Raw genomic sequence first — 26776 nt, forward strand, 5'->3', positions numbered from 1 at the left:
CTGCGGTCGGTGGCCCGAGCCTGTCGAGGCACGGGGACGGTGTCAAGCCTGGCGGGGAGCCGCGATGGCCAGCGGGTCGCGGGTGCGCGCGGTGAGCCACTCGACGATCCAGTCGCCGACCTGCGGGTGGTTGAGCAGGGCGAAGTGGTGCGCACTCGACAGGTACTCGAACCGGGCGCCGTCGACGATGGGGCCGTTGCGTCCGACGCCGGTGGCCGACGAGAAGTGCACCAGCAGGTCGCCCAGCACCGAGCTGAGCGGGTGCCGCTGCGACGCGCCCAAGGTGGCCGCCACGAAGTGGTACTCGGCGTGCGGCAGCGGGGCCGCGGCGATGCGGTCGAGCCCCCACTGCCCGGTGAGGTCCTGGCCCTCCCACTCGTCGCGCGTGATGTAGCCGTGCCTCAGGTCGACGATGCCGGCCGAGCGGGCGTCGAGGATCGAGCCGAACGGACGCGACTCGGGCCAGAACCGCAGCAGCCTCGAGCCGAGGTGCGCGACCTTCTCGAGGTTGGCACCGGCGTGCGGCGTGCCGAGGCAGATGACGTCGCGCACCAGGTGCTGCCAGGTCTCGCCGGCCGCCGTCGCGTGGTTGGTGGCCGCCCGCGCCACGAGGCCGCCCATCGAGTGGCCGACCAGCGTGATGCGGGTCACGTCGACGGGCCAGCTGGCGACGAGCTGCTGGACCAGAGCGTCGAGGTGCTTGCCGTTCTCGGAGATGTGCAGGCCCGTGTTGTAGCGGACCATGACGGGCGTGCCGTCGGTCTCGGCGGCGATGCGCTCGGCGTACGTCGTGCCGATCGTCCTGGCCCCGTTGGACCACGACTCGTCGTTCTCGCACAGGCCGTGCAGGAAGATCACCGGGTGGCTGGTGGCACCGCGGAACGCCTCGGCCAGCGGCCAGCCGCTCGCGGGCACGTCGGCGCCCTCGGCGCGGATCGCCATCGTGATGGCCTGGGGATCGTCGAGCATGCGCAGCTCGTCGCCGATCAGCCCGTTGATCGCGGCGACCACGAGGCGCCCGCGGTGGCTCGACTCGACCGGACGTCCGACGCCTCGTGACGCCAGCGCGCGCACGGACCCGCTCGAGACCCGCAGGACGCCGGAGACGGCCCCGTAGACCGAGGTGACGACCGCATCGTGCAGCGGCTCGGGCACACGTCCGCCCACCAGGCGGGTGGCGCGGAAGACCCGCCTGGCGACGGCCTGGTGCATCTCACGGGCCGTGCCGACGATCAGCCGGTCGCCGTAGTCGAGCGCCAGCGCCGCGACGTCGGTGGTACGTGCGGGCTCGGCGGACATGTTCTACATACTGCCGGTATCCGGCCGGGATGTGAACCTCCCCGAGGGGAGGCGTCGATCACCCCGGCCGGACCGGAGGACTGCCTGCTACTTGCTGTCGTCGCCCTCGGCGTCGTCGGCGGCCTCGTCGTCGTCCGAGCCGATCGTGCCGTCGGCGCGCAGCTTCGACAGCTCGATGACGTTGCCCGACTTGTCGGTGACCTTGGCGCCCTCGACCAGCGATGCCAGCGCCTTGCCCCGGAGCACCTCGCTGACCATCTCGGGCACGTGGTTGTGCTCCATGATGTGCTGGATGTACGAGTTGGGGTCCTCGCCCGACTGCTGCGCACGCCGCATGATGTGCTGCGAGAGCTCGTTGTCGTCGATGCCGAACTCCTGCTCGGCGACGATCTGGTCGAGCACGAACTGCGCGACCAGCGAGTCGCGGACGCGCTTCTCGAGCTCGGCCTCGAACTCGTCGACGGTCTGCTCCTCGTCGTCGAGGTACTGCTGGAACGGCACGCCGGCCATCGCGAGCTGCTGCTCGATCTGCTGACGGCGGCTCGTGAGCTCCTCGGTGACGAGGGTCTCGGGCAGCGGGGCGTCGATCTTGCTGACGATCTCGTCGAGCACCAGGTCGCGGGCCTCGTTGGCCTGCTCCATGCGCTTGCCGCGGGTGACGCGCTCGGTCAGGTCGGCCTTGAGCTCGTCGATCGTGTCGAACTCCGAGGCGGTCTGCGCGAACTCCTCGTCGAGCTCGGGCAGCTGCTGCTCCTTGACGTCGCCGACCGTGACGGTCACGTCGACGTCCTGGCCGGCGAGCTCGCCGCCTACGAGCTGCGTCGTGAAGGTCTTGGTCTCGCCGGCCGACAGGCCGATGACGGCCTCGTCGAGGCCCTCGAGCATCGTGGCCTTGCCGACCGTGTAGGGCATGCCCTTGGCCTGGGCCTCGGGGATCTCCTCGCCGTTCTGCGCGGCGGACAGGTCGATCGTCAGGAAGTCGCCCTCGGCGACCGCGCGGTCGACCTCGGCGAACGTCGCGAAACGCTCCTGCAGGGCGGTGAGCTGCTCGGCGACGTCGTCGTCGGAGACCTCGGCGTCCTCTACCGTGACCTCGATCGTGGACAGGTCGGGCAGCGTCAGCTCAGGACGCACGTCGAGCTCGGCGGTGATCTCGATGGGCTCGCCGTCCTCGAACTTCGACAGGTCGATCTCGGGCTGGCTCAGCGGCTGGAGGTTGGTGTCCTGCAACGCCTGGCTGTACCAGCCGGGGAGCGCTGCGTTGATGGCCTCGTCGAGCACCGGGCCGCGGCCGACGCGCTGGTCGACGATCGCCGCGGGGACCTTGCCCTTGCGGAATCCGGGGATGGTGATCTGCGAGCCGATGGTCTTGTAGGCGGCGTCAAGACTGGGCTTGAACTCCTCGAACGGCACCTCGATGGTGAGCTTGACCCGTGTCGGGCTCAGTGTCTCGGTGGTGCTTTTCACGTGGGTGACTCCTGCATGATCTCGGTGGGGGGTCTGCTTGACCCGCTGCGGCCGCGGTCGGCCGTCAAAGCGTCCCTCCAGTCTCTCATGCGAGCGAATTGACGCCGAATGCACCTGCGTCGACCTCGTCCGCGGCGGAGGTCGCCGGCAGCACGAGCCGGAACCGCGCGCCGACGTCCGACGGCTCGCACGTGAGGCTCCCACCGTGGGCCTCGGCGATGCCGCGGGCGACGGCCAGGCCGAGCCCCACTCCCCCGGCGTGACGGTCGCGTCCTTGGTCGAGGCGCACCAGACGCTCGAAGATGCGCTCGCGGTCGGCCGGCGGTACGCCGGGACCGTCGTCGGTCACGTCCACCACCGCCCGCCCGCCGACCGCGCGGACGTCGATGTGCACCGTGCCCGCGACCCGGCCGGCGTTGGCGAGCAGGTTGCCCAGCACCTGGGCGACGCGATCGGCGTCGGCCAGCACCCACACCGCCTCGCCCGACACGTCGACCGTCGCGGCGCTGCCCGGCAGCGGCCGGTCCGCGGCGTTGCGGGCCGCAGCGACCAGGTCGAGCGGCTCGAGCACGAGCTCGAGCCCTTGGTCGACACGCGACATCAGCAGCATGTCGTCGACGAGTCGCGCCGCGTGCCGCGCCTCGCGCACCACCTGCACGGCCAGCTGCTCGCGCTCGGCCCGCGACGCCTGGTTGCGCAGCAGGCTCTCCGCCGCGGCCTGCATGCCCGCGACCGGCGTGCGCAGCTCGTGAGCGGCGTCCGACAGGAAGTCCCGGAGCCCCTGCTCGGCCCGCAGCGCCGACCGCTCGGCACCCTCGACCTCGTCGAGCATGGCATCGAACGCCAGGGCGGTGCGGCCGATGTCGGTGCGCGGACGGTCGGGGCGCAGGCGCCGCCCGCGGTCGCCCGACGTGATGGACCGGGCGACCCGGGTCATGTCGTCCAGGGGCGACAGCGACCGCCTCACCACCACGAGCAGCACGGCGGCGGCCAGCAGCACCGTCGCGACCGAGGCCACGACCAGGACCGTCCGCAGCTGGGCCAGGGTCGCCTCGACCTGGCTCGAGTCGGCCGCGACGCGCACGATCGAGCCGTCGGCCAGCTCGGCGTCCAGCGTCAGCACCGAGCCCATCTCGGTGATCCGGCCGCTCGCGGCGGTCGGCTCCGGCGGACGCGGCGCGGGTCGTCCCTTGCCGCCCGGAGGCGGACCGGGCTCGGCGGAGATCTCCTCGGGCGACGGGCCCGAGGTGTGGACCGTCCCGTCGGACGTCCGCAGGAACGCCGAGACGCCCTGCCCCGACAGGCGGTCGACCAGCGCATCGTCGTCGACCGACCCGCTCAAGGCCTGGGCCGTCTCGATGCGGTCCTGCAGACGCTGCTCGATCTCGCCGCGCAGGCGTGAGCCGAGTGCGGCGTCGACCGTGACGCCCAGCACCACCAGCAGGCCCGTGAGCACCACGAGGACCGAGGCGACGGTACGGGTGCGCAGCGAGCGGGTGCGGACGCCGTCCGAGCGGTCGCGCGACCTCATGCGGCCCGCAGCACGTAGCCGATGCCCCGCACGGTCTGGATGAGCCGCGACCCCCCGCTCTCCTCGAGCTTGCGCCTCAGCGAGCTGACGTGCACCTCGACCAGGTTGGGGTCGTAGCTGTCGTACCCCCAGACCTGGGTGAGGATCTGCGTCTTCGACAGCGTCCGCCCGCGCTCGCCCGCCAGGAACGCCAGCAGCCGCAGCTCGGTGCCGGTCAGGACGACGGCCTGCCCCGCCCGCACGACCGCCCCGGCATCGAGGTCGACCAGCAGGTCCCCGATCTCGAGGACGCCGGGCGCGCGGCCCCGGCGTCGCAGGATCGCGGTCATCCGGGCGACGAGCTCGGCCATGACGAACGGCTTGGCCAGGTAGTCGTCGACGCCGACACCGAAGCCCTGCAGCTTGTCGTCGACGCCGTCGCGCGCCGTCAGCAGGATCATCCCGGCGTCGCCGGTGGCCGAGACGACCTTCGCCAGCTCGATCCCGGAGCGTCCGGGCAGCATCCAGTCGAGCAGGACGAGGTCGGGGCGGAACGTGCCGAGCACGCCTTCGAGGCCGTCGCCGTCGGCCATCGCCGAGGCGACCCACCCGCGCGACTCGACCGCCGCGACGAGGGCGGTGCGGATCGTGTCGTCGTCCTCGACCACCAGGACGCGCGCGGGATTGACCATGGACCCATCATGCGCAGGCGGGCTGAAGTCCCGCTGAAGATGACCTGTCAGCACCCTGTGCTTCAGGTCGGCTTCAGGCTGGCTCCGCATCGTCGTTCACGAGGCACCACCGGGGTGCCGCCGGAAGGACACCATGAACGACCACGACATGAACGACACCGCACCGCTCGAGCCCGTGCAGCCGGGCGAACAGCACCAGCCGGCCGCGAAGAAGGCCGCCCCACGCCGCCGCACGATGCTGCTGGTCGGCGCGGCCGCCGCCGTCGGCATCACCGCGCTGGGCGTCACGGCCGCCGTCGCCAGCTCGTCGGACCCCGCCCCGACGGCTTCTCCGCGGACGTCCGGCGAGGGGGCCGGCGGATCGGCGGCGACACCCGGCACCCAGGGTGGCGGCGCCGGCGGCAAGGACGGCGCGGCGCTCCCCGCCCCGCCCACCGACGGCAAGGCTCCGACCGCTCCCGAGGGCTGTGGACCGGACGCGAAGGGCCCCGGGCCGGGCGGGCCCGGCGCAGCGAGCGGCGAGCGTCCCGTCCCGCCGGTGGACGGGGAGAAGCCCACTGCCCCCAAGCCGCCGAAGGACGGCCAGGCACCGAAGCCGCCGAAGGACGGCCAGGCCCCGCCCGCCCCTCAGGACGCCCCGGCGCCCAGCGCGTCGAAGTAGTCGTCCGTCAGGCCGTCACCGGGTCGCGCACGGGTCGCACCCGTGCGCTCCCGGCGGCCACGGCCCACGACGCCAGCACGCGCGACGTCGCGTCCGGGTCGCGCCGGTCGCTGATGGCGTGCCAGTCCATCTGCACGCCGTCGGCGGTGACGTGCAGCACCGCGTAGCCGTGGTCGTCCAGGTTGACCCACTTCACGTGGGGGTTCTCCTGCTGGATCGCGGCCTCCAAGGTCAGGGACGTCGTGCGCGGCCGGGTGCCCATGAAGTCGTCGACGTTGTTGCTGGTCAGCGAGTTGCACACCAGCTCGGCGGCGATCGGTCGACCGGTCCTCGGCGACGGGACCTCCGTGGCCCAGGCGGTGTGCACGTCTCCGGTGAGGAACACCGCGCCGGTGACGCCGTCGTCCTCGAGGCGTCCGAGCAGCCGGTCGCGGTCGGAGGTGTAGCCGTTCCAGGTGTCGGTGTTGGGCTCGGAGGTGCGGCGGGTCGAGGTGGCGACGTGCTGGCTCAGGGCGTCCTGCTCCCGCTGCGGACGCGGCGGCATCAGCACGGGCGCCACCATCACGGGGTTGCCGACGAGCTTCCAGCGGCACGGCGACGTGCTGAGGTTGTCCGAGAGCCAGGCCAGCTGCGGTCCGCCGGCGATCGTGCGCTGCACGTCGTCGATCGCGGGGTCGCCCGGCTGTACCCGCTCGCTGCGGTAGCTGCGCAGGTCGAGCATCGACAGGTCGGCGAGCTGCCCGAACTGCAGCCGGCGGTAGATGCGGTCGCCGTCACCGGTCACGGCCGTTCCCGAGATGCGCACCGGCATCCACTCGTCGTACGCGCGGTGCGCGGCCCGCACCCGCTTCTTCCACGGACCCTCGGTCGCGGGCTGGTGCTCGAACGCGCCGCCCGACCAGTTGCCGTCCGCGACCTCGTGGTCGTCCCAGGTGACGATGAACGGGACGGCTGCGTGCAGCGCCTGCAGGTCGGGATCGGTCTTGTACTGCGCGTGGCGCCGGCGGTAGTCGCGCAGGCTGACGATCTCGCGCTGGGGGTCGTGCAGACGGATGTCGACCTGGTCGTGGCCGTACGAGTACTTGCCGGGCTGGTACTCGTACAGGTAGTCGCCGAGGTGGATGACGGCGTCCAGGTCGCCGCGCTCGGCCAGGTGCCGGTACGACGTGAACCACCCCGCCTGCCAGTTGGCGCACGAGACCACGCCGAACCGCAGCTGCGCCGGCGAGTCGCCCGGCGACGGCGCGGTGCGCGTGCGTCCGACCGGCGACGCCTGGCCGGCCAGCACGAAGCGGTAGCGGTAGTCGGTGGCGGGCCGGAGCCCCGCGGCGTCCACCTTGACCGTGTGGTCCTGGCGCGGGCCGGTGCGGACGACACCGCTCGCGACGACGTCCTCGAAGTCGTCGTCGCGGGCGACCTGCCAGGTGACGTCGACGTCGGGTCCTCGACCCGCCCCCGGCAGGCACTCGGGGCTCGGCGTGACCCGCGTCCACAGCACGACGGCATCCGGGAGGGGATCACCCGATGCGACGCCGTGGGCGAAGACGCGGGGCTGCGACGACGAGGCGGGGGTGGCGAGGGCGGCCGGGCCGAGCACCCCCAGCCCCGCGGCGACGCCCAACCCACCCATCAGGAACCTGCGGCGGCCGAGATCGTCGACCGGTGCGATGCTCACGTACCTCAGTGCCGCAGGTCAGCGCATCCGCAACGTCAGGAGAGGGTGAACGTCACGCGTCGGGCAACCGTCCACTCCGACCCAGATCTGCGGAGGAACGAACCGGATCACCGGCCCGATCCGGTGCACTGGTCCGCGGATCTGGACCGAGTCGGGATGACAGGATTCGAACCTGCGACCTCACCGCCCCAAACGGCGCGCGCTACCAAGCTGCGCTACATCCCGTAGCCGCGTCAGTCTAGGGGACACTGGGGCCGTGGACGCCCACCGGTACGACTCCGTCGTCGCGCACCTCGATGCCAGGCTCCCGGCGTGCGGCACGACCACGGTCGTCGCGGTCGACGGTCCGAGCGGCGCGGGCAAGACCGGCTTCGCCGGCGGACTGGCCGACGCGACGGGGGCCGACGTGCTGCACCTCGAGGACCTCTACCCCGGGTGGCACGGTCTGGCCCTGACGCCGCCGGTCGTCGCGGACGTCCTCGCGTCCGTCGCGGTCGGCGACACCGGCTCGGCACGCCGGTGGGACTGGCAGCGCGGGGTCGCGGGTGCCGAGCTGCGGGTGCGTCCGTCCCGGTTGCTCGTGCTCGACGGCGTGGGCAGCGGCGCCTCGGTGCTGCGTCCGTTCCTGAGCCTGCTGATCTGGGTGGAGGCACCCGCCGACGTCCGCAAGCAGCGCGCCCTGGCCCGCGACGGCGACACCTACGCGCCCTACTGGGACGTGTGGGCCGCCCAGGAGGCCGAGCACTTCGCGGCCGAGCAGACCCGGCACCACGCCGATCTCGTCGTCCGCACGTAGGCGCCGGCACCGGATGGGTGCCACCGGGCACCGATGTGGCATCATGGTCCCGCTGCTTCGGCAGCACCTGCGGACGTAACTCAATTGGCTAGAGTCTCTGCCTTCCAAGCAGAATGTTGCGAGTTCGAGTCTCGTCGTCCGCTCCGCTGAAGGGCCCCTCACCGAGGGGCCCTTCGTCGTTCCCGCCCGGATCGTGCGGCGGGGCGTCAGACGCTCTGGCGCGGGCTGCTCGCGTCGTCGGGCGTGCCGACCGCGGTCTCGACCGCGACGACCGTGCGGTTGAGGATCAGCACCGCGCGATCGTCGTCGCCGGCGGTGACCTGCTTGATGATCTTGCGGGAGGCCTGGTCGAAGCCCTTCGAGACGATGTCGGCGGCCGTCGTGCGCAGCCACTCGATGCCCGACGTGAAGTCCTGTGTGCGGCTCTCGACGACGCCGTCGGTGTAGAACATCAAGGCGTCGCCGACGTCGAGCCGGCCGGTGGTCTGGTGGAAGTCGGGACGCTTGGTGATGCCGAGCGCCGTGCCCCTGGCACCGTCGATGATCCACTCGCCGGTCGCGACGTCCCACCGCAGCGCCGGCGGGTGACCCGCGTTGATGATCGAGTAGTCGCCCGTGCGCAGGTCGATCAGGACGTGCACCGCGGTGGCGAAGCCCTCGTCCCAGCTCTGGCGCAGCAGGAAGTCGTTGCCGGCCGCGAACAGCCCCAGCGGCGGCAGGGCCCCGATCAGCCCGCCGAGCGCTCCGGCGAACTGCAGCGACTGGGTGCCGGCGGCGACGCCCTTGCCGCACACGTCGACCATGACCATCTCGAGCCTGGTCTCGTCGTCGGACAGGTTGGCCACCAGGAAGTCGCCGGCGAACTTGGTGCCCCCCGACGACACCATCGCCGACTGGGACGTCCAGCCGTCGGGCAGCGGCGGCACGACCCCCTGCGCTTGAAGGCGGTCGCGCAGGTCGACCAGCATGGCCTCGCCGAGCGGACCCGGCAGCCCGCTGCGGTGACGGCTCGACTCGAACAGCACGAGGATCGCGACGACCGCCATCGTCACGAGCGTGCTGACACGTCCGGGCGTGAAGCCCGGAAGACCCGCGTCGACGGCCCGCACGTACTCGGCAGTGACCGTCACCGCGACGCACACGGCGATGAGCAGCACCAGCGTGAGCAGCGGCCGGTAGCGCAGCAGCATCGTGCCCAGCAGCAGCGGGACGACGAAGGTGGGCGCCGGGAAGGTCGAGTACGAGACGAGGGACGCCGCCAGAATGACCGCCGACAGGGCCACCAGCGCCACGACGACCGCCACCTGCCCCTCGGACGTGCCCGTGCGCCACCGCACGATGCGCTGATCGAGGTAGTCCGCCACGGAGGGCAGCGCTCGGCGCAGAGGGGACGTCACCTGTCCGAGCCTATCCGCGTTGCTGGCACGACGGACACCAAAACAGGTTTCGCCCGGCGACGAGTCGGCGGCGGATCGGGGTCGCGCACACCAGGCACGGCTGGCCGTCGCGGCGGTAGACGTAGACCTCGCCGCCGTGGTCGTCGGCGCGCGGGTCGCGCCCCATGGCCTCGGGCTCGTGCTCGGGGCGGACGGTGTCGATGCGTCCCCGCTCGACGCCGACCTGCATGAGCTCGCGCAGGTCGTCCCACATCGCGTTCCAGCGCACCCGCGGCAGACGCCGTCCGGCCGTCATGGGGGCCACCCGGTGCCGGAACAGCACCTCGGCCCGGTAGACGTTGCCCACGCCCGCCAGCACGCTCTGGTCCATCAGCAGCGCCGCGATCGGCACCTGCGAGCGGTGGATGCGGTGCCAGGCCCGGTCGGGATCGGCATCGGCCCGCAGGGGGTCGGGACCCAGACGGCCGAGCACCGCATCGACCTCGGGCGGCGTCAGCAGCTCGCAGGCATTGGGACCGCGGAGATCGGCCGACGCCTGCGCCTCGAGACGCCACCGGACCTGCCCGACGACGGGGTGACCGACCCCCGGGCTGATGACGAACGACCCGTAGAGGCCGAGGTGGACGTGCACCTGCTCGGGCACGTCGGCGAAGGCCACGAACAGGTGCTTGCCGAACGCCTCGGCGCTCTCGAGCACCCGGCCGTCGAGCCGTGCCGCCTCGGCCGCGAACCGGCCCTGCGGGCTGGCCGATCGCACCCGTCGCCCGGCGAACGCCGCCTCGAGGTCGCGGGCCAGGCGATGGAGCGTGTGCCCCTCAGGCAAACTGGCCGGTCTTCTCGTAGTCGAGCAGCATGTCGATGCGGCGCTGGTGGCGCGCCGCCTCGCTCCAGGCGGTGGTCAGGAAGGTCTCGACGATCGCCATGGCCTCGTCGGCGGTGTGCATGCGCGCGCCGATCGACACGATCTGCGCATTGTTGTGCTGACGGGCCAGCGACGCGGTCTCGGTGCTCCATGCCAGCGCGGCGCGGGCACCCTGCACCTTGTTGGCGGCGATCTGCTCGCCATTGCCCGATCCGCCGATCACGACGGCCAGCGAGCCCGGCTCGGCGACGGCGGCCGCGGCGGCTGCGACGCAGAACGGCGGGTAGTCGTCCTCGGCGTCGTAGGCGTGGGCCCCGTGGTCGACCGGCTCGTAGCCGTGGTCGGTCAGCCAGGCGATGAGGTGGGTCTTGAGCTCGAAGCCGGCGTGGTCGGCGGCGATGTGGATGCGCATGGCACCAGTCTTCCAGCCCCCACCGTCAGGGCGCGACCCCGGCAAAGCGATCGTGGAAGTATGCCGCGAACGCCTCGGCCGACTCCCGTCCCGAGAAGCCGCCGAGCACCGCTCTGCGCAGCTCTTCTCGGGCGGGCGCCATGGAGTCGTCGCCGAGCATGTCGGCCAGGATCTCGTCGGCCCCCTGCATGTCGCCCGGGAGGACGTAGGCGCCGCGGGCGACCGGGAACAGCTCGCGGAACTCGTCGGCGGGCCAGCGGGTGCTCACCATCGCGTAGGGCTTGCCCGACTGCAGCCAGTCGGAGACGACGCTCGACACGTCGGACACCAGGGCGTCCGACCGGTTCATGCAGTCGTTGAGGGTCCAGACCTGGGTGGGCAGCTCGCCGTAGTGGTGCTGACCTGGGGTCTCGGGGTTCTCGGTGTCGATGGCCAGGACGCGGTCGATGTGGCGCACGAAGTTCTCGAGCCGGTGGTGGCGCTTCGAGAGCGGGTGCGGGCGGAAGATCACGTCGGCGCCGGCGGCGATGAGCGTCTCCACGATCGCGCCGCCCTGCCGCAGCGACGAGAAGTTGACCCGGCGACGCTTGCCCTGCCAGGTGGGGGCGTAGAGCACGACTGGGCGGTCGACGTCGGCGATGCTGCGGGTCGGTGCCTCGATCTCGTGCACCTGAGGCCGTCCGAGGACGACGAACTTCTCGCGCGGGATGACCACGCCGGCGTTCTCGTAGCGCTCGATCGCCGCCGTGCCCGACACGACGAGCAGGTCGTAGTCGGCGTGGCGGGCGAACACGCTCGCCGGCTTGTCGGAGTCGCCGTGGCCCAGCCAGACGTGCGTGACGTGGGGCATCGCCATGAACCGCGCGTTGGACTTGGCGTTGTGCAGGTAGAAGAACCACTTCAGGCTCGGCACGGTGAGGACCTTCAGGTCGCGGACCGCGTCGGGGCTCAGCTGCACGAACGGCGATCGCAGGTCGGTGTTGGCCCTCAGGTACTCGCAGTACTGCTCGCGGAAGTTGAGCACGACCCCCGGGAACCCCGCGCTCAGCAGCGGCTCCTCCCACATCGTGAGGTGGGTGGGGCCTCCGCCGTAGCCGGCGTAGGCGATGGCGAACCGCGGCTGGTGCGCCACCAGCGCCTTGGCGATGGCACGCGTGCGGAGCCGGACGCCCGCGGCGTAGACCAGCACGCGGCCCGCGAGCACCACCGTGGCGACGAGCGGGACCGCGACGACGAGCGCGGAGAGGCCTGCTGCGACCGCCAGCAGCGTCAGGGGTCCGGCGAACCTGCTGCCGACGACCCAAGGGCCGAGAACCGGCGCGGTGGCCGGGCACGGCCCGTCGGGGACGCCCGGGAGACCGTGCGCGTGAGGGGCGACGGCCGGCCTGCGCAGCGCCGCCGCGGTGAGCGCCGAGGCGAGGACGGAGGCCAGCACGACGTCGACGCCGGGCAGCCCGTCGACGAGGGTGCGCACGGCGAGCGCGACCACCACCAGTGCGGCCGCGGCGCCCCACACGATCGTGGCGGCCTTGCGCCGGGCCCGCAGGCTGGTGCGGTGGCTGTGGACGAAGAGGAGCCGACGTCGCTCGTAGCGTTCGCGGAGGGACTCGTCAGGCACGCGGACAGTATGCCAGTCAGCGACCGCGCGACCGGTGCGCGTCGAGCAGCGCGCCGACCACGGTGACGGTCGACCGCGAGGCGTCGAACAGCTCGGGCTGACGCCAGAAGGAGTGGACCGTGCCGAGCACGCGGTGCGCCAGCACCTCGACCCCCGCCTCGCCCAGCTGCGCCGCGTACGCCTCGGCCTGGTCGCGCAGCACGTCGTGCTCGTTGGTCACCACGTACGCCGGCGGGTGGGAGGCCAGGTCGGTGGCCCTCACCGGCGACACCTCGGGGTGGTCGCCGAGCTCGCCGGGCGCGTAGGCGTCCCAGAACCACTCCATGCCGTCCACGCCCAGCGCCGCGTTGTGCAGCTCGGCGGGCAGGACGGCCCGGCGGTCGACCGGCGGGTAGAGCAGCACCTGGAAGTCGAGTGCGGCGGCGTCGCGCACGCACAGGCCCGCGACGAGGTTGGCGCCGGCCGAGTCGCCGATGCCCGGCAGGAACGAGGCGTCGACCCGGTGCTCGCGGTCGTGGGCGCGCAGCCACGCCGCGGCCGTCTGGACGTCGTCGAGCGGTGCCGGGTACGGGTGCTCGGGAGCTCGCCGGTAGTCGACGGCGAGCAGGGCCCAGCCCGTCACGTGGGCGAGGTAGCGGCAGAAGGCGTCGTGGGTCTCGAGGTCGTGCAGCACCCAGCCGCCGCCGTGCACGTAGAGCGCGACGGGTGCGCCCTGCCGGGGCCGGTAGAGCCGGCAGGGCACGCCGTCGGCGGTCACGTCGGCGACGTGGTCGAGGCCGATGCGGGTGCCCTCGAGGGCAGCCGTCCGGGCCGCGGCACGGACCACCGCGACCTGCTCGGGCGTCATGGGCGCCGGGTCGTCGCCCATCGCGTCGAGCAGAGCACGTGACTGGGGGTGCAGCGTCATGCGACCCAGCCTAGGACGAGGTCGCCGACCTCAGTCGAACGACAGCTCGCCCTTGCGGGTGCGCTTGAGCTCGAAGAAGTCGGGGAACCCGGCGAGCAGCCGCGCGCCGTCGAAGACCGATCCGGCCTGCTCGCCCTTGGGGATGCTCTGCAGCACGGGGCCGAAGAAGGCGATGCCGGCGATCTCGATGACCGGCGTGCCGACGTCCTCGCCGACCTTGTCGATGCCGACCTGGTGGGACGCGCGCACGGCGTCGTCGAGCGACGTGTCGTCGGCGGCCTTCGCCAGCTCGGCCGGCAGCCCGATCTCGTCGAGCACCGTGGCGTAGAGCTCGGCGGTGAAGTCCTGCTGCTCGTTGTGCCGCTTGGTGCCGATCGCGGTGTAGTAGTCGCGCAGCGCCTGCTGTCCGTGCTGCTGCTCGATCGCGATCGCCAGCCGGACGGGGCCCCAGCCGCGCTCCAGCATCTCCTTGTACTCGTCGGGGACGTCCTTGCCGTCGTTGAGCACCGACAGGCTCATGACGTGGAACTCGGTCTTGACGTCGCGCACCTTCTCGACCTCCAGCATCCAGCGGGAGGTGATCCAGGCGAACGGGCACAGGGGGTCGAACCAGAAGTCGACGGTCTCGGTAGAAGTCATGACGGGGTCAACACCGGACGACCCGCGCGCATTTCCTCGACCAGCGAACCGACGACGGCGTCGAGCTCGCCGCCGTTGAGGGCGGCGACCCGGCGCTGGCGCTGGTACGACGCTCCCCCGGCGATGATGTCGTGGATGCCGCCGAGCTCGTCGACGCAGCCGAGCCGCTCGGCGACGGGCTCGAGGCGCTCGAGCAGGCGGTGCAGATCGGTCGTGATGAGGTCCTCGTGGCCGTTCTTGTCGAGGATCAGGATCGCGTCCATGCCGTAGCGGGCCGACCGCCACTTGTTCTCCTGGGCGAACCACGGCGGGATCGTCGGCAGCTCGCGTCCCGCGTCGAGCTCGGACGAGAAGTGCTCGACGAGGCAGTGCGTCAGCGCGGAGACGCTCATGAGCTCGGCCATCGTCGGGATGCCGTCGCACACCCGCACCTCGAGGGTGCCGAACTTCGGCGACGGCCGCAGGTCCCACCGGATCTCGTCGAAGACGTCGATGACGCCGGTGTGCAGCATGTCGTCGACGTAGCCCTCGAGCTGGCTCCACTGCTCGAACTGGAACGGAAGACCGGCCGTCGGCAGCTGCTGGAACATCAGCGCGCGGTTGGACGCGTAGCCGGTCTCCTTGCCGCCCCAGAACGGCGACGACGCGCTGAGCGCCTGCAGGTGGCCGTAGTAGGCCAGCATCGCCCGGCTGATCGGCAGCACCTTGTCGCGGTCCTCGATGCCGACGTGCACGTGGACCCCGTAGATCAGCATCTGGCGGCCCCACCACTGCGTGCGGTCGATCAGCGTCGCGTAGCGCTCCTTGTCGGTGACCTTCTGGTGCGTCCAGTTCGCGAACGGGTGCGTGCCGGCGCACATCAGCTCGACCCGCAGCGGGTCGGTGACCTCACGGATCTCGTCGATCGCGCGCTGCAGGTCGGCGCCGGCCTGCCCGACCGTCTTGCAGACGCCGGAGACGACCTCGACGGTGTTGAGCAGCAGCTCCTGACGGATGTGCGGGTGCTGCTCGAGCCCCTCGGGCTGCACCGCGTCGAGGACCGTCTGGGCGACCTGTCGCAGGTCGCCGGAGTCGGAGTCGACCAGCGCCAGCTCCCACTCGATGCCGACGGTCGAGCGCTCGGACGTCGCGAAGGGGATCAAGGCCATGCCTCCATCCTGCCCGAGATCGCGCGCGTCACCCGCCTCGACCGTGTCGTGGGCACGTGACAGCATGGCGAACATGCCTGGTACCAACCTCACCCGCGAAGAAGCCAGCGAGCGCGCGTCCGTCGTCTCCACCCAGACCTACGACGTCCAGCTCGACCTCACCCACGACACCGCAGCCCCCGACGGTCCTGGGCGGTTCGGGTCGGTCACGACCCTCCGTTTCACCTCCACGCCCGGCGCCTCGACGTTCGTCGACCTCGTCGATGGCGACGTCTCCGAGATCACCCTCAACGGCGAGACCGTCGACCTCTCGGCCTACGCCGACAGCCGCATCGCGCTGACCGGCCTGGCCGAGTCCAACGAGCTGGTCGTCCGCGCGACGCTGCCCTACTCGCACTCGGGCGAGGGCCTGCACCGCTTCGTCGACCCGGTCGACGGCAGGGTCTACCTCTACACGCAGTTCGAGGTGCCCGACGCCCGCCGCGTGTTCGCGACCTTCGAGCAGCCCGACCTCAAGGCGACCTTCGTCTTCCACGTGACCGCCCCGTCGCACTGGGCCGTGGTGTCCAACTCCCCCACCCCCGAGCCCGTGCCCGCCGGCGACGCCCCTGACGGTCAGCCGAGCAGCACGTGGCACTTCGCCGAGACCAAGACGATGTCGACCTACATCACGGCGCTGGTCGCCGGCGAGTACGTGTCGGTCACCGACTCCTACCAGGGCTCGTACGACGAGATCCCGCTCGCCATCTTCTGCCGCCAGTCGGTTGTCGCGCACCTCGACGCCGACGACATCTTCACCGTCACCAAGCAGGGCTTCGCCTTCTTCGAGGGCGCCTTCGAGATGGGCTACCCGTTCGGCAAGTACGACCAGCTGTTCGTGCCGGAGTACAACATGGGCGCGATGGAGAACGCCGGCGCGGTCACGTTCCGCGACGAGATGATCTTCCGCAGCCGCCAGACCGTCGCGGCCTACGAGAGCCGCGCCAACACGATCCTGCACGAGATGGCCCACATGTGGTTCGGCGACCTCGTCACCATGAAGTGGTGGGACGACCTGTGGCTCAACGAGTCGTTCGCCGAGTTCGCCGCCTCGCACGCCTCCACGCACGCGACGCAGTACACCGAGGCCTGGACCAGCTTCACCAACGCGCGCAAGAACTGGGCCTACCGCCAGGACCAGCTGCCCTCGACGCACCCCATCGCCGCCGACAACTACGACCTGCACGCGGTCGAGGCCAACTTCGACGGCATCACCTACGCCAAGGGCGCCTCGGCGCTCAAGCAGCTCGTCGCCTGGGTCGGCGAGAAGGACTTCTTCGCGGGGCTGCGCGCCTACTTCGGCAAGCACGCCTTCGGCAACACGCAGCTGTCCGACCTGCTCGTCGAGCTGGAGGCGGCATCCGGCCGTGAGCTGGGCGACTGGGCCGCCGAGTGGTTGCAGACGTCCGGCGTCAACACGCTCCGTGCGTCCTTCGAGGCGGATGCGTCGGGTGCCTTCACCGCGTTCTCGGTCGAGCAGAGCGCCATCGAGGCCTACCCGACGCTGCGGCGCCACCGCATCGCGATCGGCCTGTACAACCGCGTCGACGGCAAGCTCGTGCGCACCGACCGTGTCGAGACCGACATCCGCGGTGCGTCGACGTCGATCGACGAGCTGGTCGGCAAGGTGCAGCCCGACCTGATCCTGCTCAACGACGACGACCTGACCTACGCCAAGATCCGGCTCGACGAGCGCTCGTTCGCCACGCTCACCGAGAGCATCGCGACGTTCGAGGAGTCGCTGCCCCGTGCGCTCAGCTGGGGATCGGCATGGGACATGACCCGCGACGCCGAGCTGTCCGGGGCCGACTTCGTCACCTTGGTGCTCGCAGGCGTCGGCTCCGAGACCGACCTCACCGCGGTCGGCTCGCTCCTGCGTCAGGGCAACAGCGCCGTCAACCTCTACACCGCTCCCGACCAGCGGCCGGCGCTCGCCGAGCGCTGGGAGGCCGGGCTCAACCAGCTGGTCGACGCCGCCCAGCCGGGCAGCGACCACCAGCTGGCGCTCGTGCGCGCCCTCGCTTCGGCATCGTCCCAGCCGCAGCGGCTGCGCTCGATCCTCGCCGGCGACCTCGAGGGCCTCACCCTCGACGCCGACCTGCGCTGGACGATCGTGACGGCGCTGGCACGCATCGGCGACGCCGACGAGGCCGAGATCGCCGCCGAGCTCGAGCGCGACAACACGATCTCCGGTCAGGAGCACGCCTCGGCCGCGCGGGCGATCCGTCCGACCACCGAGGCCAAGGAAGCGGCGTGGCAGACCGCCGCGGTCGACCCGTCCACGCCCAACGAGACCCGTCGGTCGACGGCTCTCGCGTTCCAGGTGTCGGGTCAGGCCGACGTGCTCGAGCCGTTCGTCGACCGCTACCTCGACATGGCCGGCACGATCATCGACGACATGGGCGTCTGGATCGGTCAGGTCGCGCTGGTCTACCTGTTCCCGCTGGCCAACCCCTCGCAGCAGACCCTCGACAAGGTCGATGCGTGGTTGGCGTCCACCTCGGCCAACCCGGCGGCCAAGCGCTACGTCTCCGAGGGGCGCGACGACCTCGCACGCGCCTTGCGGGCCCAGGCCGCGTCCTGATCCAGACGGTCACCTGCCCGGCGGGGCGGCCGCACACGCGGTCGCCCCGCCGGGCAGGGCTTGTCCGGGCATAGGAGAATCGTCGAGGACCTGACCCCCAGGCCACGTGGGAGGTGCGCGATGACGGTCGACCTGACCTTTCGGGGTCGACCCGTCCAGCGGGACCGCGCCCTCGTCATGGCCATCGTCAACCGGACGCCCGACTCGTTCTTCGACCGCGGTGCGACCTACGCCGACGGGGCGGCTCGCGACGCGGTCCGCCGGGCGATCGCCGCAGGGGCCGACATCGTCGACATCGGTGGCGTCAAGGCCGGCCCCGGCGACGCCGTCGACGTCGACGAGGAGATCCGCCGGACCGTGCCGTTCGTGGCCGCCGTCCGCGAGGAGTTCCCCGACGCGTTCTTGAGCATCGACACGTGGCGGGCCGAGGTCGGACGGCACTGTGCCGACGCCGGCGCCGACATCATCAACGACACCTGGGCCGGTGCCGATCCGGGCCTCGGCGACGTCGCGGCCGAGTTCGGCTGCGGATACGTGTGCTCGCACACCGGCGGTGCCGTACCTCGCACGCGTCCTCATCGCGTGCACTACGACGACGTCGTGCGCGACGTCGTCGAGCAGACCGTCGCCGCTGCGGACGACCTCGTCGCCCGTGGGGTGCCCCGAGCCGGCATCCTGATCGACCCCACGCACGACTTCGGCAAGAACACGTGGCACGGCCTCGAGCTGCTGCGCCGCGTGGACGAGCTCGTCACCACCGGTTGGCCCGTGCTGATGGCGCTGTCGAACAAGGACTTCATCGGCGAGACCCTCGGTCAGCCCGTCGACCAGCGTCACGAGGGCACCTTGGCGGCCACGGCGCTCGCGGCCTCAGCCGGCGCCGCGGTCTTCCGCGCGCACGACGTCGTGGCCACGCGACGCGTGCTCGAGATGACGGCGAGCATCCGCGGCGACCGGCCGCCGACCAGGGTGGTGCGCGGCCTTGCCTGAGGTCTCGCCGGTCCCGCTCTGGTTCGACACCCACACCTACCGCGCACAGCAGTTCGACGCGGTCGCACTGGCTGCGGCCAAGGCAGGCCGTCGCGTGAGCGTGCTGATCCCCGCTCGCGACGAGGAGGCCACCCTCGGCGCCATCGTCGCCACGATCTGCGCCGAGCTGGTCGAGCGCGTCCCGCTCGTCGACGAGATCGTCGTGGTCGACTCCCACTCCACCGACGCCACGGCCGACGTCGCCCGCGCCGCGGGGGCCCGCGTCGTCCACGTCGACGACGTCGTGCCCGAGGTCGGCAGCCGCACCGGCAAGGGCGAGGCGATGTGGAAGGCCCTCGCCGTGATGACCGGCGACATCGGCGTCTACCTCGACGCCGACGTGCAGGAGTTCACGGCCGACTTCGTCGTCGGCCTGCTCGGACCGCTGCTGACCGACCACCGGCTGGTGTTCGTCAAGGCGTTCTACGACCGTCCGTGGTCGGCGGGCACCACCCGCTCGTCCGGCGGCGGGAGGGTCACCGAGCTGGTGGCCCGGCCCCTGATCCTCGAACGGGCACCGCTGCTCTCGGGCTTCGTGCAGCCGCTGGCCGGCGAGTGCGCCTTCCGCGTCGAGGCGCTGAGGTCGATCCCGTTCGTCTCCGACTACGGCGTCGACATCGGGCTGATGATCGACGTGCTGCGCGACCACGGGCTGTCGGCCATGGCGCAGGTCGATCTCGGCCTGCGCCTGCACCGCCACCAGGACCTCGCGGCCCTCAGCGCCATGACGCAGCACGTGCGTGCGGCCTTCGACCTGCGCGTGGGGCCCGGTGGCACCGACGAGGTCGTCAGCACAGCCACGCTGTTTCGCCGCGACGGAGAGCAGATGCGGCTGGTCGAGCGCACCACCACGACGGTGCAGCGTCCGCCGATGGACGACGTCCTGCGGGCCTGAGCGCTGTCGGCGGTCTAGGTGGTCGGTGCCGACAGGCCGGCGAGGACGAGGTCGGCCAGCGAGCGGTACGCCGCCGAGTCGTCGAGGCCCGTCGCGCGGGACACGTCTCCCCGGTGGATCGACTCCATGACCAGCCGGGCCACCGCGGCGAGGAAGGCCGCGTCGGTGCCGGGCGCCGCCTCGACCACGAGCTCCTGCACCCGGGCGGCGGCGAGCTGCGTGTTCTGCCGGTAGATGTCGCCGGCCGGGGCGAAGCGCTCGAGATCGGCGAAGAAGCGGGCCGAGGCCGGGGCCAGCTCGGTCGCGACGGCCGTCAGGTAGGCGTGGATGCGGTCGTTGGCGGACGCGGCGGGGTCGACGGCGGCCTCGACCCGCTCGGTGGCCCGCCGGAAGAACGTCCGCACGATCGAGACGATCAGCTGCTCCTTGCTGGGAGCGATCGCGTACAGGGTCGACTTCGAGCAGCTGAGCCGCGCCGCGAGGTCGGACATCTGCAGGTCGGCGAACCCCTCGGTGAGCACGATGTCGATCAGGGCGTCGCGCAGGTCGGCCGCGCGTCCGGTCACCTCGCCACCCTCCTGCATGGGGCGACTGTACCAGGGTTGAGCCTGGGGTACTGTAATGCGTACAGCCACGAGGAGGACCATGCCCGCCCAGAGACTCATGCCCACCGAGGAGTCGGCCGACCTGATCGACCTGACGCGCTCGATCGTCGCCAAGGAGCTGCGACCCGTCATCGCCGACCTCGACGCGCGGGCCGAGTTCCCGCGCGACGTGTTCCGCACGCTGGGTCGCGCAGGCCTGCTGAGCCTGCCGTACCCCGAGGACGTCGGCGGCGGCAATCAGTCGTACGAGGTGTACCTGCAGGCACTCGAGGAGATCGCGTCGGCGTCGGCCAGCGTCGGCGTCGGCGTGAGCGTGCACGCCCTGTCGTGCTTCGGCCTGTTCACGGCCGGCACCGAGCAGCAGAAGCAGGAGTGGCTGCCCCGGATGCTGTCGGGCGAGCAGCTGGGCGCGTACTGCCTGTCGGAGGCCCATGCCGGCTCCGACCCCGCCGCGATGCGCACCAGGGCCGTCCGCGAGGGCGACGAGTACGTCATCGACGGCGCGAAGGCCTGGACGACGCACGGCGGCCAGGCCGACTTCTACAAGGTCATGGCGCGCACCAGCGACGACGGAGGTCGCGGGATCTCCTGCTTCCTCGTCCCGGCGGACACGCCTGGCCTGACCGCCGACAACCCCGAGCAGAAGATGGGCCTCATGTCGTCCACGACGGCGACGATGCTGTTCGACGGCGTCCGCGTCCCGGAGTCGCACCGCCTGGGCGCCGAGGGGCAGGGACTCTCGATCGCGCTGGCCGGGCTCGATGCCGGACGGCTCGGCATCGCCGCCGTCGCGACCGGCCTGGCCCAGGAGGCGCTCGACGTCGCCACCGCCTACGCCCGCGAGCGCGAGGCGTTCGGCAAGGCGATCATCGACCACCAGGGCCTCGCCTTCGTCCTCGCCGACATGGCCGCAGCCGTCGAGTCGGCCCGTGCCACCTACCTCGCCGCGGCGAGGCTCAAGGATGCCGGTCGCCCGTACACGCGCCAGGCGTCGATCGCCAAGCTGGTCTGCACCGACAACGCCATGAAGGTCACCACCGACGCCGTGCAGGTGCTCGGCGGCGCCGGCTACACCAAGGACTTCCCGGTCGAGCGGTTCATGCGCGAGGCCAAGGTCATGCAGATCTTCGAGGGCACCAACCAGATCCAACGACTCGTCATCAGCCGCAACCTCGGCGCCTGACCCCCACCATCGAGACATTCCCAGAAGGAGAACCATGCAGATCAACGACACCGCGGCCATCGTCACCGGCGGCGCGTCCGGACTCGGCGCCGCGACCGCGGCCCACCTGGCCGACCTGGGTGCGTCCGTCTACGCGATCGACCTGGCCTCGTCGATCGAGGCGGCACCCGAGGTCGCCGGGGTCACCTACCTCGCCGCCGACGTCACCGACGAGGAGCAGGTGCGGGCCGCAGTCGCGACGGCGTCCGAGACCCTGCCCCTGCGCACCGTCGTCAACTGCGCCGGCATCGGGCCGTCGGCGCGCATCCTCGGCCGCAAGGGCGTCCACGATCTCGGCCTGTACGCCAAGATCGTCCAGATCAACCTGGTCGGCAGCTTCACGGTGCTGGCGCTGGCCGCCGAGGCGATCGCGCAGACCGAGCCCGACGAGAACGGCCAGCGCGGCGTCATCGTCAACACCGCCTCGATCGCCGCGTACGACGGCCAGATCGGCCAGGTCGCCTATGCCTCGTCGAAGGGCGGCATCGTCGGCATGACCCTGCCGGCCGCTCGCGACCTCGCCCAGTACGGCATCCGCGTGTGCACGATCGCGCCCGGCATCGTCAACACGCCGATGCTCGCGACGGTCAGCGAGGAGTTCAGGGCCGGTCTGGCCGCCGGCGTCCCGTTCCCGCAGCGGCTGTGCGAGCCGGCCGAGTACGCCAAGCTCGTGACGATGATCGTCGACCACGACTACCTCAACGGCGAGACGATCCGCATGGACGGTGCGCTGCGCATGGCGCCGCGCTGAGACCTGCTGAAGCCGAGCGGCCCCGTGCGCCTCAGTGGTGCGCGGGGCTGTTGTCGCTCGACGTCGTCTCGATCTCGGTGCCCGGGGACGGGGGCACGTAGTTGTTGCGGGCCGTGAGCAGTCCGAACAGCGCCACCACGATGAACAGGCCGGCCGTGCCGCCGCCGAACAGGATGATCGTGTCGAGGACGCTGCGCCCCTCGCCCTCGGGCCAGGCTCCGCCCGTGGGGGCGTCGGCGAAGGCCGCACCCGAGCCGGCGATGAACGTCACGACGGTGGCGAGCACGAGACCGAGCACGCGAGCAGGAGTCTTCATGGGCCCCATCGTATCCACCCGTAGGCTGGAGCAATGCCTCACCTCGACATCGACTGGAAGCTGCCGGACGGCTTCGCCTACGACTCGTTGGTCGCCGTGCCCGGCAGGATCCTGCTCATCATCGTCATCGGTCTGGCGTTCCGCTGGTTCATCAACCGCGCCGTCGACCGCCTGGTCCACCGTGCCGCGCGAGGCAACATGCCGGGCTTCATCGCCGACAGCCGCGCCGGCGAGTTCCTCGACGGGCTCAAACCGGCCAACCACGCGCGGCGGCAGCAACGCACCGAGACCATGGGCTCGCTGCTCAAGAGCGTCTCGACCGGGATGATCCTGGCGGTCGTGGTCGTCACGTCCCTGTCGACCGTCCACATCGACATCGCGCCGATCATCGCGAGCGCCGGCATCGTCGGCGTCGCGCTCGGCTTCGGCGCGCAGAACCTGGTCAAGGACTTCCTGTCCGGCATCTTCATGATCCTCGAGGACCAGTACGGCGTCGGCGACACCGTCGACCTGGGCGAGGCCACCGGCACCGTCGAGGCCGTCAGCCTGCGCATCACCCGCCTGCGCGACGTCAACGGCACCGTCTGGTACGTCCGCAACGGCGAGATCCTGCGCGTCGGCAACCAGAGCCAGAACTGGGCCCGGACGGTGCTCGACGTGACGGTCTCGTACAACGCGGACCTCGACCAGGTGCAGCGCATCCTGCAGGAGGTGGCCACCACGACGTACGAGAACGAGCAGTTCCACGACGTCATCATCGAGGCTCCCGAGGTGTGGGGCGTCGAGCGCTTCGACAAGGACGGCGTCGTGGTGCGCGTGGTGCTCAAGACGGCGCCCGCACAGCAGTGGCTCGTCGCCCGCGCGATGCGTCAGCGCATCAAGGCCGAGTTCGACCGGGCCGGCATCACGATGCCGACGACCTTCCCCGTCGCCACGATCCACCAGGAGCAGGGATGACCGAGCAGCCCACGACCGAGCAGACCTTCTACGAGGCGATCGGCGGCCACGACACCATCAAGCTGGTCGTCGACACCTTCTACGCCGGGGTGGCCGGCGACGACCTGCTGCGTCCGATGTACCCCGAGGAGGACCTCGGGCCGGCCAGCGACCGGTTCCGCATGTTCCTCGAGCAGTACTGGGGTGGCCCCACCACCTACTCCGAGCAGCGGGGCCACCCTCGTCTGCGCATGCGGCACGCGCCGTTCGAGGTGACCCCCGAGGCCCGCGACCGCTGGCTGGTGCACTTCCGCGCCGGGCTCGACCGGGCCGCCCTCTCCCCCGAGCACGATGCCCAGTTCTGGGCCTACGCCCAGCACGCCGCGCAGTTCATGGTGAACTCCGCGTAGAGCCTGAAGCGTGCCGGCTGACCGCAGCGGCGGAGTTCGACCATGAACCGACAGACGAGCATGGTGAACTCCGCGTAGAGCCTGAAGCGTGCCGGCTGACCGCAGCGGCGGAGTTCGACCATGAACCGACACGCGAGCATGGTGAACTCCGCGTAGAGCCTGAAGCGTGCCGGCTGACCGCAGCGGCGGAGTTCGACCATGAACCGACAGGCGAGCATGGTGAACTCCTTGTAGACCCCGCGGGAGGTGCATCCGCACCCTTCTGACGTCCCAGACGGTGGCGGACCCACCGCCTACGAGGCGGAGACGGGGACGAGGTCGCGCAGCTGCTGACGCTCGGCGTCGTCGAACGACTTCGACGTCTGCGTGGCCGGATCGAAGCCGACCAACGTGGTCGTCGACTCCGCGAGCACGGCACGGCCGTCCGACAGCTCGGAGCGCATCTCGAACGACCCGTTGCCGACGCGGCTGATCCAGGCTGACGCGCGCAGGGGCTCGGGCCTCCAGCCGATGTCGTCGCGGAACGTCACGGCCGACGTGCCGACGACGAACCGTCCCGGACGCATCGACGACAGAGCCGTCGAGATGTGCAGCACGCGGGTCTCCTGGAACAGCTCGAACACCTTCGCCGACGACGCGTGGCCGCCGGGGCCCAGGTCGTCGCGGCGCAGGCTCAGCGGGGTGGTCGGCACGTCGTCGCGCAGTGCCGCGGGACTGCGCTCCCCCATGCGGGTCGTGACCTCGGCGAAGACCGTGCGGCCGGCCTCGCCGTCGAGCGCTATGCGTTGCACGACGTCGTCGCCGTCGACCTCGCCGACGACCACCACGGGTCGGCGCCCGAGGCGAAGGGGACGCACGAAGCGCACCGTCATCGTGACGGCGGTCAGACCGTCCGCGAGCTCGTCGGCGGCGACCATCGCGGCGCGCGCCTCGGCGGCGTACGTGAGGTAGACGACGTTGTTGACGTGGTCGAGCGAGTCGATGTCGGCCCAGCGCATCGGGATGTGGTGTTCGTGCACGTCCTCGATGATGTCAGCCGGCCCGCACCTGCGCGGCGTCAGGCGCCGGCGGTCTCGTCGATCTCGATGACGGGGTCGCCCTCCTGCACGATCTGGCCCAGCTCGACCAGGATCTTGCCGACGTGCCCGTGGACCGAGGCGACGAGAGGGATCTCCATCTTCATCGACTCGAGCACGGCCAGCACGTCGCCCGGCCCGACCTGGTCGCCCTCGCGGACCTCGATCTTCCAGACGTTCGAGACGATCTCTGCGCGTGCGAGGTGCATCACGACCCCTGTCCGTGCGTCAGCATGCGGAGCGCGGCGATCATGCGGTCGCGGGTCTCCTCGGGCAGGATCACGTCGTCGACGATGCCGGCCTCGGCCGCCAGGTACGGACGGGCGACCTCCTCGCGGTAGACGGCGGCGAGCTCGTCGCGCAGGACCGTCGGCTCCTCGGCCTCCTTGAGCGCGCGGCGGTGCAGCAGCGCCACGGCGCCGCCGGGCCCCATGACGGCGATCTCGGAATTGGCCCAGGCCCAGTTGGCGTGGGCGCCGAGCGAGGCCGAGCCCATCGCGATGTAGGCGCCGCCGTACGACTTGCGGACGACGACCGTGAGCTTGGGGCTCTTGGTGTCGACGTAGGCCTTGAGGAGCTTGGCGCCATGCGTGATGACGCCTCGCCCCTCCTCGACGGTGCCGGGCAGGAAGCCGGGCACGTCGACGAACGTGAGGACGGGAAGGTCGAACCGTCCGCAGAACTCGACGAAGCGGGCGGCCTTGACCGACGCCTTCGAGTCGAGGATGCCGCCGCGCGCGTTGGGCTGGTTGGCCAGGACGCCGACGGCGTGCCCGTCGATGCGGGCGAACAGCGTCAGGATGCTGGGGGCGTGCTCCGGCATGAGCTCGAGGCGGGCGCCGTTGTCGAGCACGCCGTCGAGCAGCTTGTTCATGTCGAACACGATGCTCGACTTCTCGGGCACGAGGGTCGGCAGCGCCTCGACGGAGTGCGGGTTGGCCGGCACGGGGTCGTGGCGCTTCTGCGCGCCACCCTTGTGCGTCGGCAGGAACGACAGCAGCAGGCGGGTGGCGTGGAAGGCCTCTTCCTCGCTGTCGACCTCGAGGTGTGCGACCCCGCTGACCTTCGTGTGCAGCTGCGAGCCGCCGATGTCCTCGGCGGACGCGTCCTCGCCGGTGGCGGCCTTGACGATGTCGGGGCCGGTCAGGAACATCTGCCCCTGCTCCTTGACCATGATCGTCCAGTCGGTCAGCGCCGGCGAGTAGGCGGCCGCTCCGGCGCAGGGTCCGAGGATCAGCGAGATCTGCGGGATGCGGCTCTGGGCCTCGATGTTGAGCGCGAAGATGCCGCCGCAGCCGTGCAGCGCGAAGATGCCGTCGTGGATGCGGGCTCCACCCGAGTCGTTGATGTAGACGATCGGGTAGCCCTTGTCGATGGCGAACCGCTGGGCCTTCTGGATGGCCTCGGCCATCACGGCGCCGATCGCACCCGAGGCGACGGCTGCATCGTGCGAGACGACGACGACCGAGTGCCCGTCGGTCGTGCCCCAGCCGGAGACGACACCACTGCCCGCGCCGGGGGACGCCGAGCGCATCGGCGTCATCTCGACGAAGGATCCTGGGTCCACCAGCATCTCGGCGCGCTCACGCGCCGTGTAGACCCGCTTGCCCTTGGGCTCGACGCGGGCGAACCGGCTGGTGCGGCGCTCGGCGAGGATGGCGCGCTGATCGGGCAGCTCGTGCGGATCGGTCGACACCGTGGCGTCGGCGACCGCCGGACGATCGAGCTTCGGCACATCGGCTCCTAAACATGAGGTTTTCCTCAACTATACACAAAGATGAGGAACCCCTCATCTTTGCGCACCGTGTCGGCCGGTGATCTCGCGCACCC

General features: G+C 71.3%; 26 protein-coding genes and 2 tRNA genes. 10 read left to right on the plus strand and 18 right to left on the minus strand.

Annotated features, from left to right (window positions below):
- Positions 1–42: 42 nt before the first annotated feature.
- The 4 genes from DX116_RS16660 to DX116_RS16675 form a co-directional block, all read right to left on the minus strand.
- Complete coding sequence (locus tag DX116_RS16660) at positions 43–1299, minus strand: esterase/lipase family protein (protein WP_119705317.1); 1257 nt, start codon at positions 1297–1299, stop codon at positions 43–45.
- Between the two features lie 87 nt (positions 1300–1386).
- Positions 1387–2766, minus strand: coding sequence for a trigger factor (gene tig / locus DX116_RS16665; RefSeq protein ID WP_119705318.1), 1380 nt, complete (start codon positions 2764–2766; stop codon positions 1387–1389).
- An 85-nt stretch (positions 2767–2851) separates the two neighbouring features.
- Positions 2852–4297 (minus strand): sensor histidine kinase, encoded by a 1446-nt coding sequence (locus DX116_RS16670; RefSeq protein ID WP_119705319.1) that lies wholly within the window; start codon positions 4295–4297, stop codon positions 2852–2854.
- Entirely contained in the window at positions 4294–4968 is a 675-nt protein-coding gene (locus DX116_RS16675) for a response regulator transcription factor (RefSeq protein ID WP_119705320.1), read from the minus strand. Before DX116_RS16675 ends, DX116_RS16670 begins: the two co-directional genes overlap by 4 nt.
- Positions 4969–5116: 148 nt before the next feature.
- Between DX116_RS16675 and DX116_RS16680 the strand changes: the two genes are divergently transcribed.
- Complete coding sequence (locus DX116_RS16680; protein WP_147393698.1) at positions 5117–5629, plus strand: hypothetical protein; 513 nt, start codon at positions 5117–5119, stop codon at positions 5627–5629.
- A 7-nt stretch (positions 5630–5636) separates the two neighbouring features.
- On the opposite strand, the gene DX116_RS16685 is transcribed toward DX116_RS16680, so the two are convergent.
- Together DX116_RS16685 and DX116_RS16690 are read right to left on the minus strand one after the other, a co-directional pair.
- Positions 5637–7304, minus strand: a complete 1668-nt coding sequence (locus DX116_RS16685; protein WP_233556848.1) for an alkaline phosphatase D family protein — start codon at positions 7302–7304, stop codon at positions 5637–5639.
- A gap of 151 nt (positions 7305–7455) precedes the next feature.
- Positions 7456–7529, minus strand: a tRNA-Pro gene (locus DX116_RS16690).
- A gap of 31 nt (positions 7530–7560) precedes the next feature.
- Here DX116_RS16690 and DX116_RS16695 point away from each other — a divergent pair.
- Positions 7561–8100, plus strand: a complete 540-nt coding sequence (locus DX116_RS16695; protein WP_119705322.1) for a nucleoside/nucleotide kinase family protein — start codon at positions 7561–7563, stop codon at positions 8098–8100.
- A gap of 69 nt (positions 8101–8169) precedes the next feature.
- Positions 8170–8243, plus strand: a tRNA-Gly gene (locus tag DX116_RS16700).
- Positions 8244–8306: 63 nt separating this feature from the next.
- Here the strand turns inward: DX116_RS16700 and DX116_RS16705 are convergent.
- The 7 genes from DX116_RS16705 to DX116_RS16735 are packed head-to-tail and all read right to left on the minus strand — an operon-like array spanning position 8307 to position 15083.
- The gene (locus DX116_RS16705; RefSeq protein ID WP_147393699.1) at positions 8307–9497 is read right to left on the minus strand and encodes a PP2C family protein-serine/threonine phosphatase; all 1191 of its coding nucleotides are present in this window, start codon (positions 9495–9497) and stop codon (positions 8307–8309) included.
- A gap of 10 nt (positions 9498–9507) precedes the next feature.
- On the minus strand, positions 9508–10320 hold the full coding sequence (locus DX116_RS16710; protein ID WP_119705324.1) for an Fpg/Nei family DNA glycosylase: 813 nt from the start codon (positions 10318–10320) through the stop codon (positions 9508–9510).
- Entirely contained in the window at positions 10313–10771 is a 459-nt protein-coding gene (locus tag DX116_RS16715) for a ribose-5-phosphate isomerase (protein ID WP_119705325.1), read from the minus strand. The genes DX116_RS16710 and DX116_RS16715 overlap by 8 nt, the downstream gene beginning before the upstream one ends.
- Before the next feature lie 25 nt (positions 10772–10796).
- Positions 10797–12389: a CDP-glycerol glycerophosphotransferase family protein gene (locus DX116_RS16720; RefSeq protein ID WP_119705326.1), complete on the minus strand. Its 1593-nt coding sequence runs from the start codon at positions 12387–12389 to the stop codon at positions 10797–10799.
- 16 nt (positions 12390–12405) lie between these two features.
- Positions 12406–13296, minus strand: coding sequence for an alpha/beta hydrolase (locus DX116_RS16725; RefSeq protein ID WP_119705327.1), 891 nt, complete (start codon positions 13294–13296; stop codon positions 12406–12408).
- Positions 13297–13326: 30 nt separating this feature from the next.
- Positions 13327–13935: a mycothiol-dependent nitroreductase Rv2466c family protein gene (locus DX116_RS16730; protein WP_119705328.1), complete on the minus strand. Its 609-nt coding sequence runs from the start codon at positions 13933–13935 to the stop codon at positions 13327–13329.
- Positions 13932–15083: a glutamate--cysteine ligase gene (locus DX116_RS16735; RefSeq protein WP_119705701.1), complete on the minus strand. Its 1152-nt coding sequence runs from the start codon at positions 15081–15083 to the stop codon at positions 13932–13934. Before DX116_RS16735 ends, DX116_RS16730 begins: the two co-directional genes overlap by 4 nt.
- A gap of 73 nt (positions 15084–15156) precedes the next feature.
- Here DX116_RS16735 and pepN point away from each other — a divergent pair, with 73 nt between their 5' ends.
- From pepN to DX116_RS16750, 3 genes are all read left to right on the plus strand, one after another.
- Positions 15157–17706 (plus strand): aminopeptidase N, encoded by a 2550-nt coding sequence (gene pepN, locus DX116_RS16740; protein WP_119705329.1) that lies wholly within the window; start codon positions 15157–15159, stop codon positions 17704–17706.
- 120 nt (positions 17707–17826) lie between these two features.
- The gene (folP, locus tag DX116_RS16745; RefSeq protein ID WP_119705330.1) at positions 17827–18696 is read left to right on the plus strand and encodes a dihydropteroate synthase; all 870 of its coding nucleotides are present in this window, start codon (positions 17827–17829) and stop codon (positions 18694–18696) included.
- A complete protein-coding gene (locus tag DX116_RS16750; protein ID WP_119705331.1) occupies positions 18689–19630 on the plus strand; it encodes a glucosyl-3-phosphoglycerate synthase in 942 nt (313 codons plus the stop codon). Before folP ends, DX116_RS16750 begins: the two co-directional genes overlap by 8 nt.
- Positions 19631–19644: 14 nt before the next feature.
- Here the strand turns inward: DX116_RS16750 and DX116_RS16755 are convergent, their stop codons facing one another.
- On the minus strand, positions 19645–20214 hold the full coding sequence (locus DX116_RS16755; RefSeq protein ID WP_119705332.1) for a TetR/AcrR family transcriptional regulator: 570 nt from the start codon (positions 20212–20214) through the stop codon (positions 19645–19647).
- Between the two features lie 61 nt (positions 20215–20275).
- Between DX116_RS16755 and DX116_RS16760 the strand changes: the two genes are divergently transcribed.
- Both DX116_RS16760 and DX116_RS16765 read left to right on the plus strand, forming a co-directional pair.
- A complete protein-coding gene (locus DX116_RS16760) occupies positions 20276–21418 on the plus strand; it encodes an acyl-CoA dehydrogenase family protein (RefSeq protein ID WP_119705333.1) in 1143 nt (380 codons plus the stop codon).
- 34 nt (positions 21419–21452) lie between these two features.
- Positions 21453–22208, plus strand: a complete 756-nt coding sequence (locus tag DX116_RS16765) for an SDR family NAD(P)-dependent oxidoreductase (RefSeq protein ID WP_119705334.1) — start codon at positions 21453–21455, stop codon at positions 22206–22208.
- A 31-nt stretch (positions 22209–22239) separates the two neighbouring features.
- Here the strand turns inward: DX116_RS16765 and DX116_RS16770 are convergent, their stop codons facing one another.
- Positions 22240–22524: a hypothetical protein gene (locus DX116_RS16770; RefSeq protein ID WP_147393700.1), complete on the minus strand. Its 285-nt coding sequence runs from the start codon at positions 22522–22524 to the stop codon at positions 22240–22242.
- Positions 22525–22557: 33 nt separating this feature from the next.
- Between DX116_RS16770 and DX116_RS16775 the strand changes: the two genes are divergently transcribed.
- Positions 22558–23481: a mechanosensitive ion channel family protein gene (locus tag DX116_RS16775; protein ID WP_119705336.1), complete on the plus strand. Its 924-nt coding sequence runs from the start codon at positions 22558–22560 to the stop codon at positions 23479–23481.
- A complete protein-coding gene (locus DX116_RS16780; protein WP_119705337.1) occupies positions 23478–23870 on the plus strand; it encodes a globin in 393 nt (130 codons plus the stop codon). Before DX116_RS16775 ends, DX116_RS16780 begins: the two co-directional genes overlap by 4 nt.
- Before the next feature lie 293 nt (positions 23871–24163).
- Here DX116_RS16780 and DX116_RS16790 read toward each other — a convergent pair whose 3' ends face one another.
- From DX116_RS16790 to DX116_RS16800, 3 genes are read right to left on the minus strand one after another with little or no spacing between them, the layout of a single operon-like run.
- Positions 24164–24889, minus strand: coding sequence for a thioesterase family protein (locus DX116_RS16790; RefSeq protein WP_233556850.1), 726 nt, complete (start codon positions 24887–24889; stop codon positions 24164–24166).
- A gap of 38 nt (positions 24890–24927) precedes the next feature.
- Positions 24928–25155, minus strand: a complete 228-nt coding sequence (locus DX116_RS16795) for a biotin/lipoyl-binding carrier protein (RefSeq protein WP_119705340.1) — start codon at positions 25153–25155, stop codon at positions 24928–24930.
- A complete protein-coding gene (locus tag DX116_RS16800) occupies positions 25155–26681 on the minus strand; it encodes an acyl-CoA carboxylase subunit beta (protein WP_233556852.1) in 1527 nt (508 codons plus the stop codon). Before DX116_RS16800 ends, DX116_RS16795 begins: the two co-directional genes overlap by 1 nt.
- Between the last annotated feature and the right edge of the window lie 95 nt (positions 26682–26776).

The sequence above is a fragment of the Aeromicrobium endophyticum genome, assembly GCF_003586285.1.
Classification (GTDB): Bacteria; Actinomycetota; Actinomycetes; order Propionibacteriales; family Nocardioidaceae; genus Aeromicrobium; species Aeromicrobium endophyticum.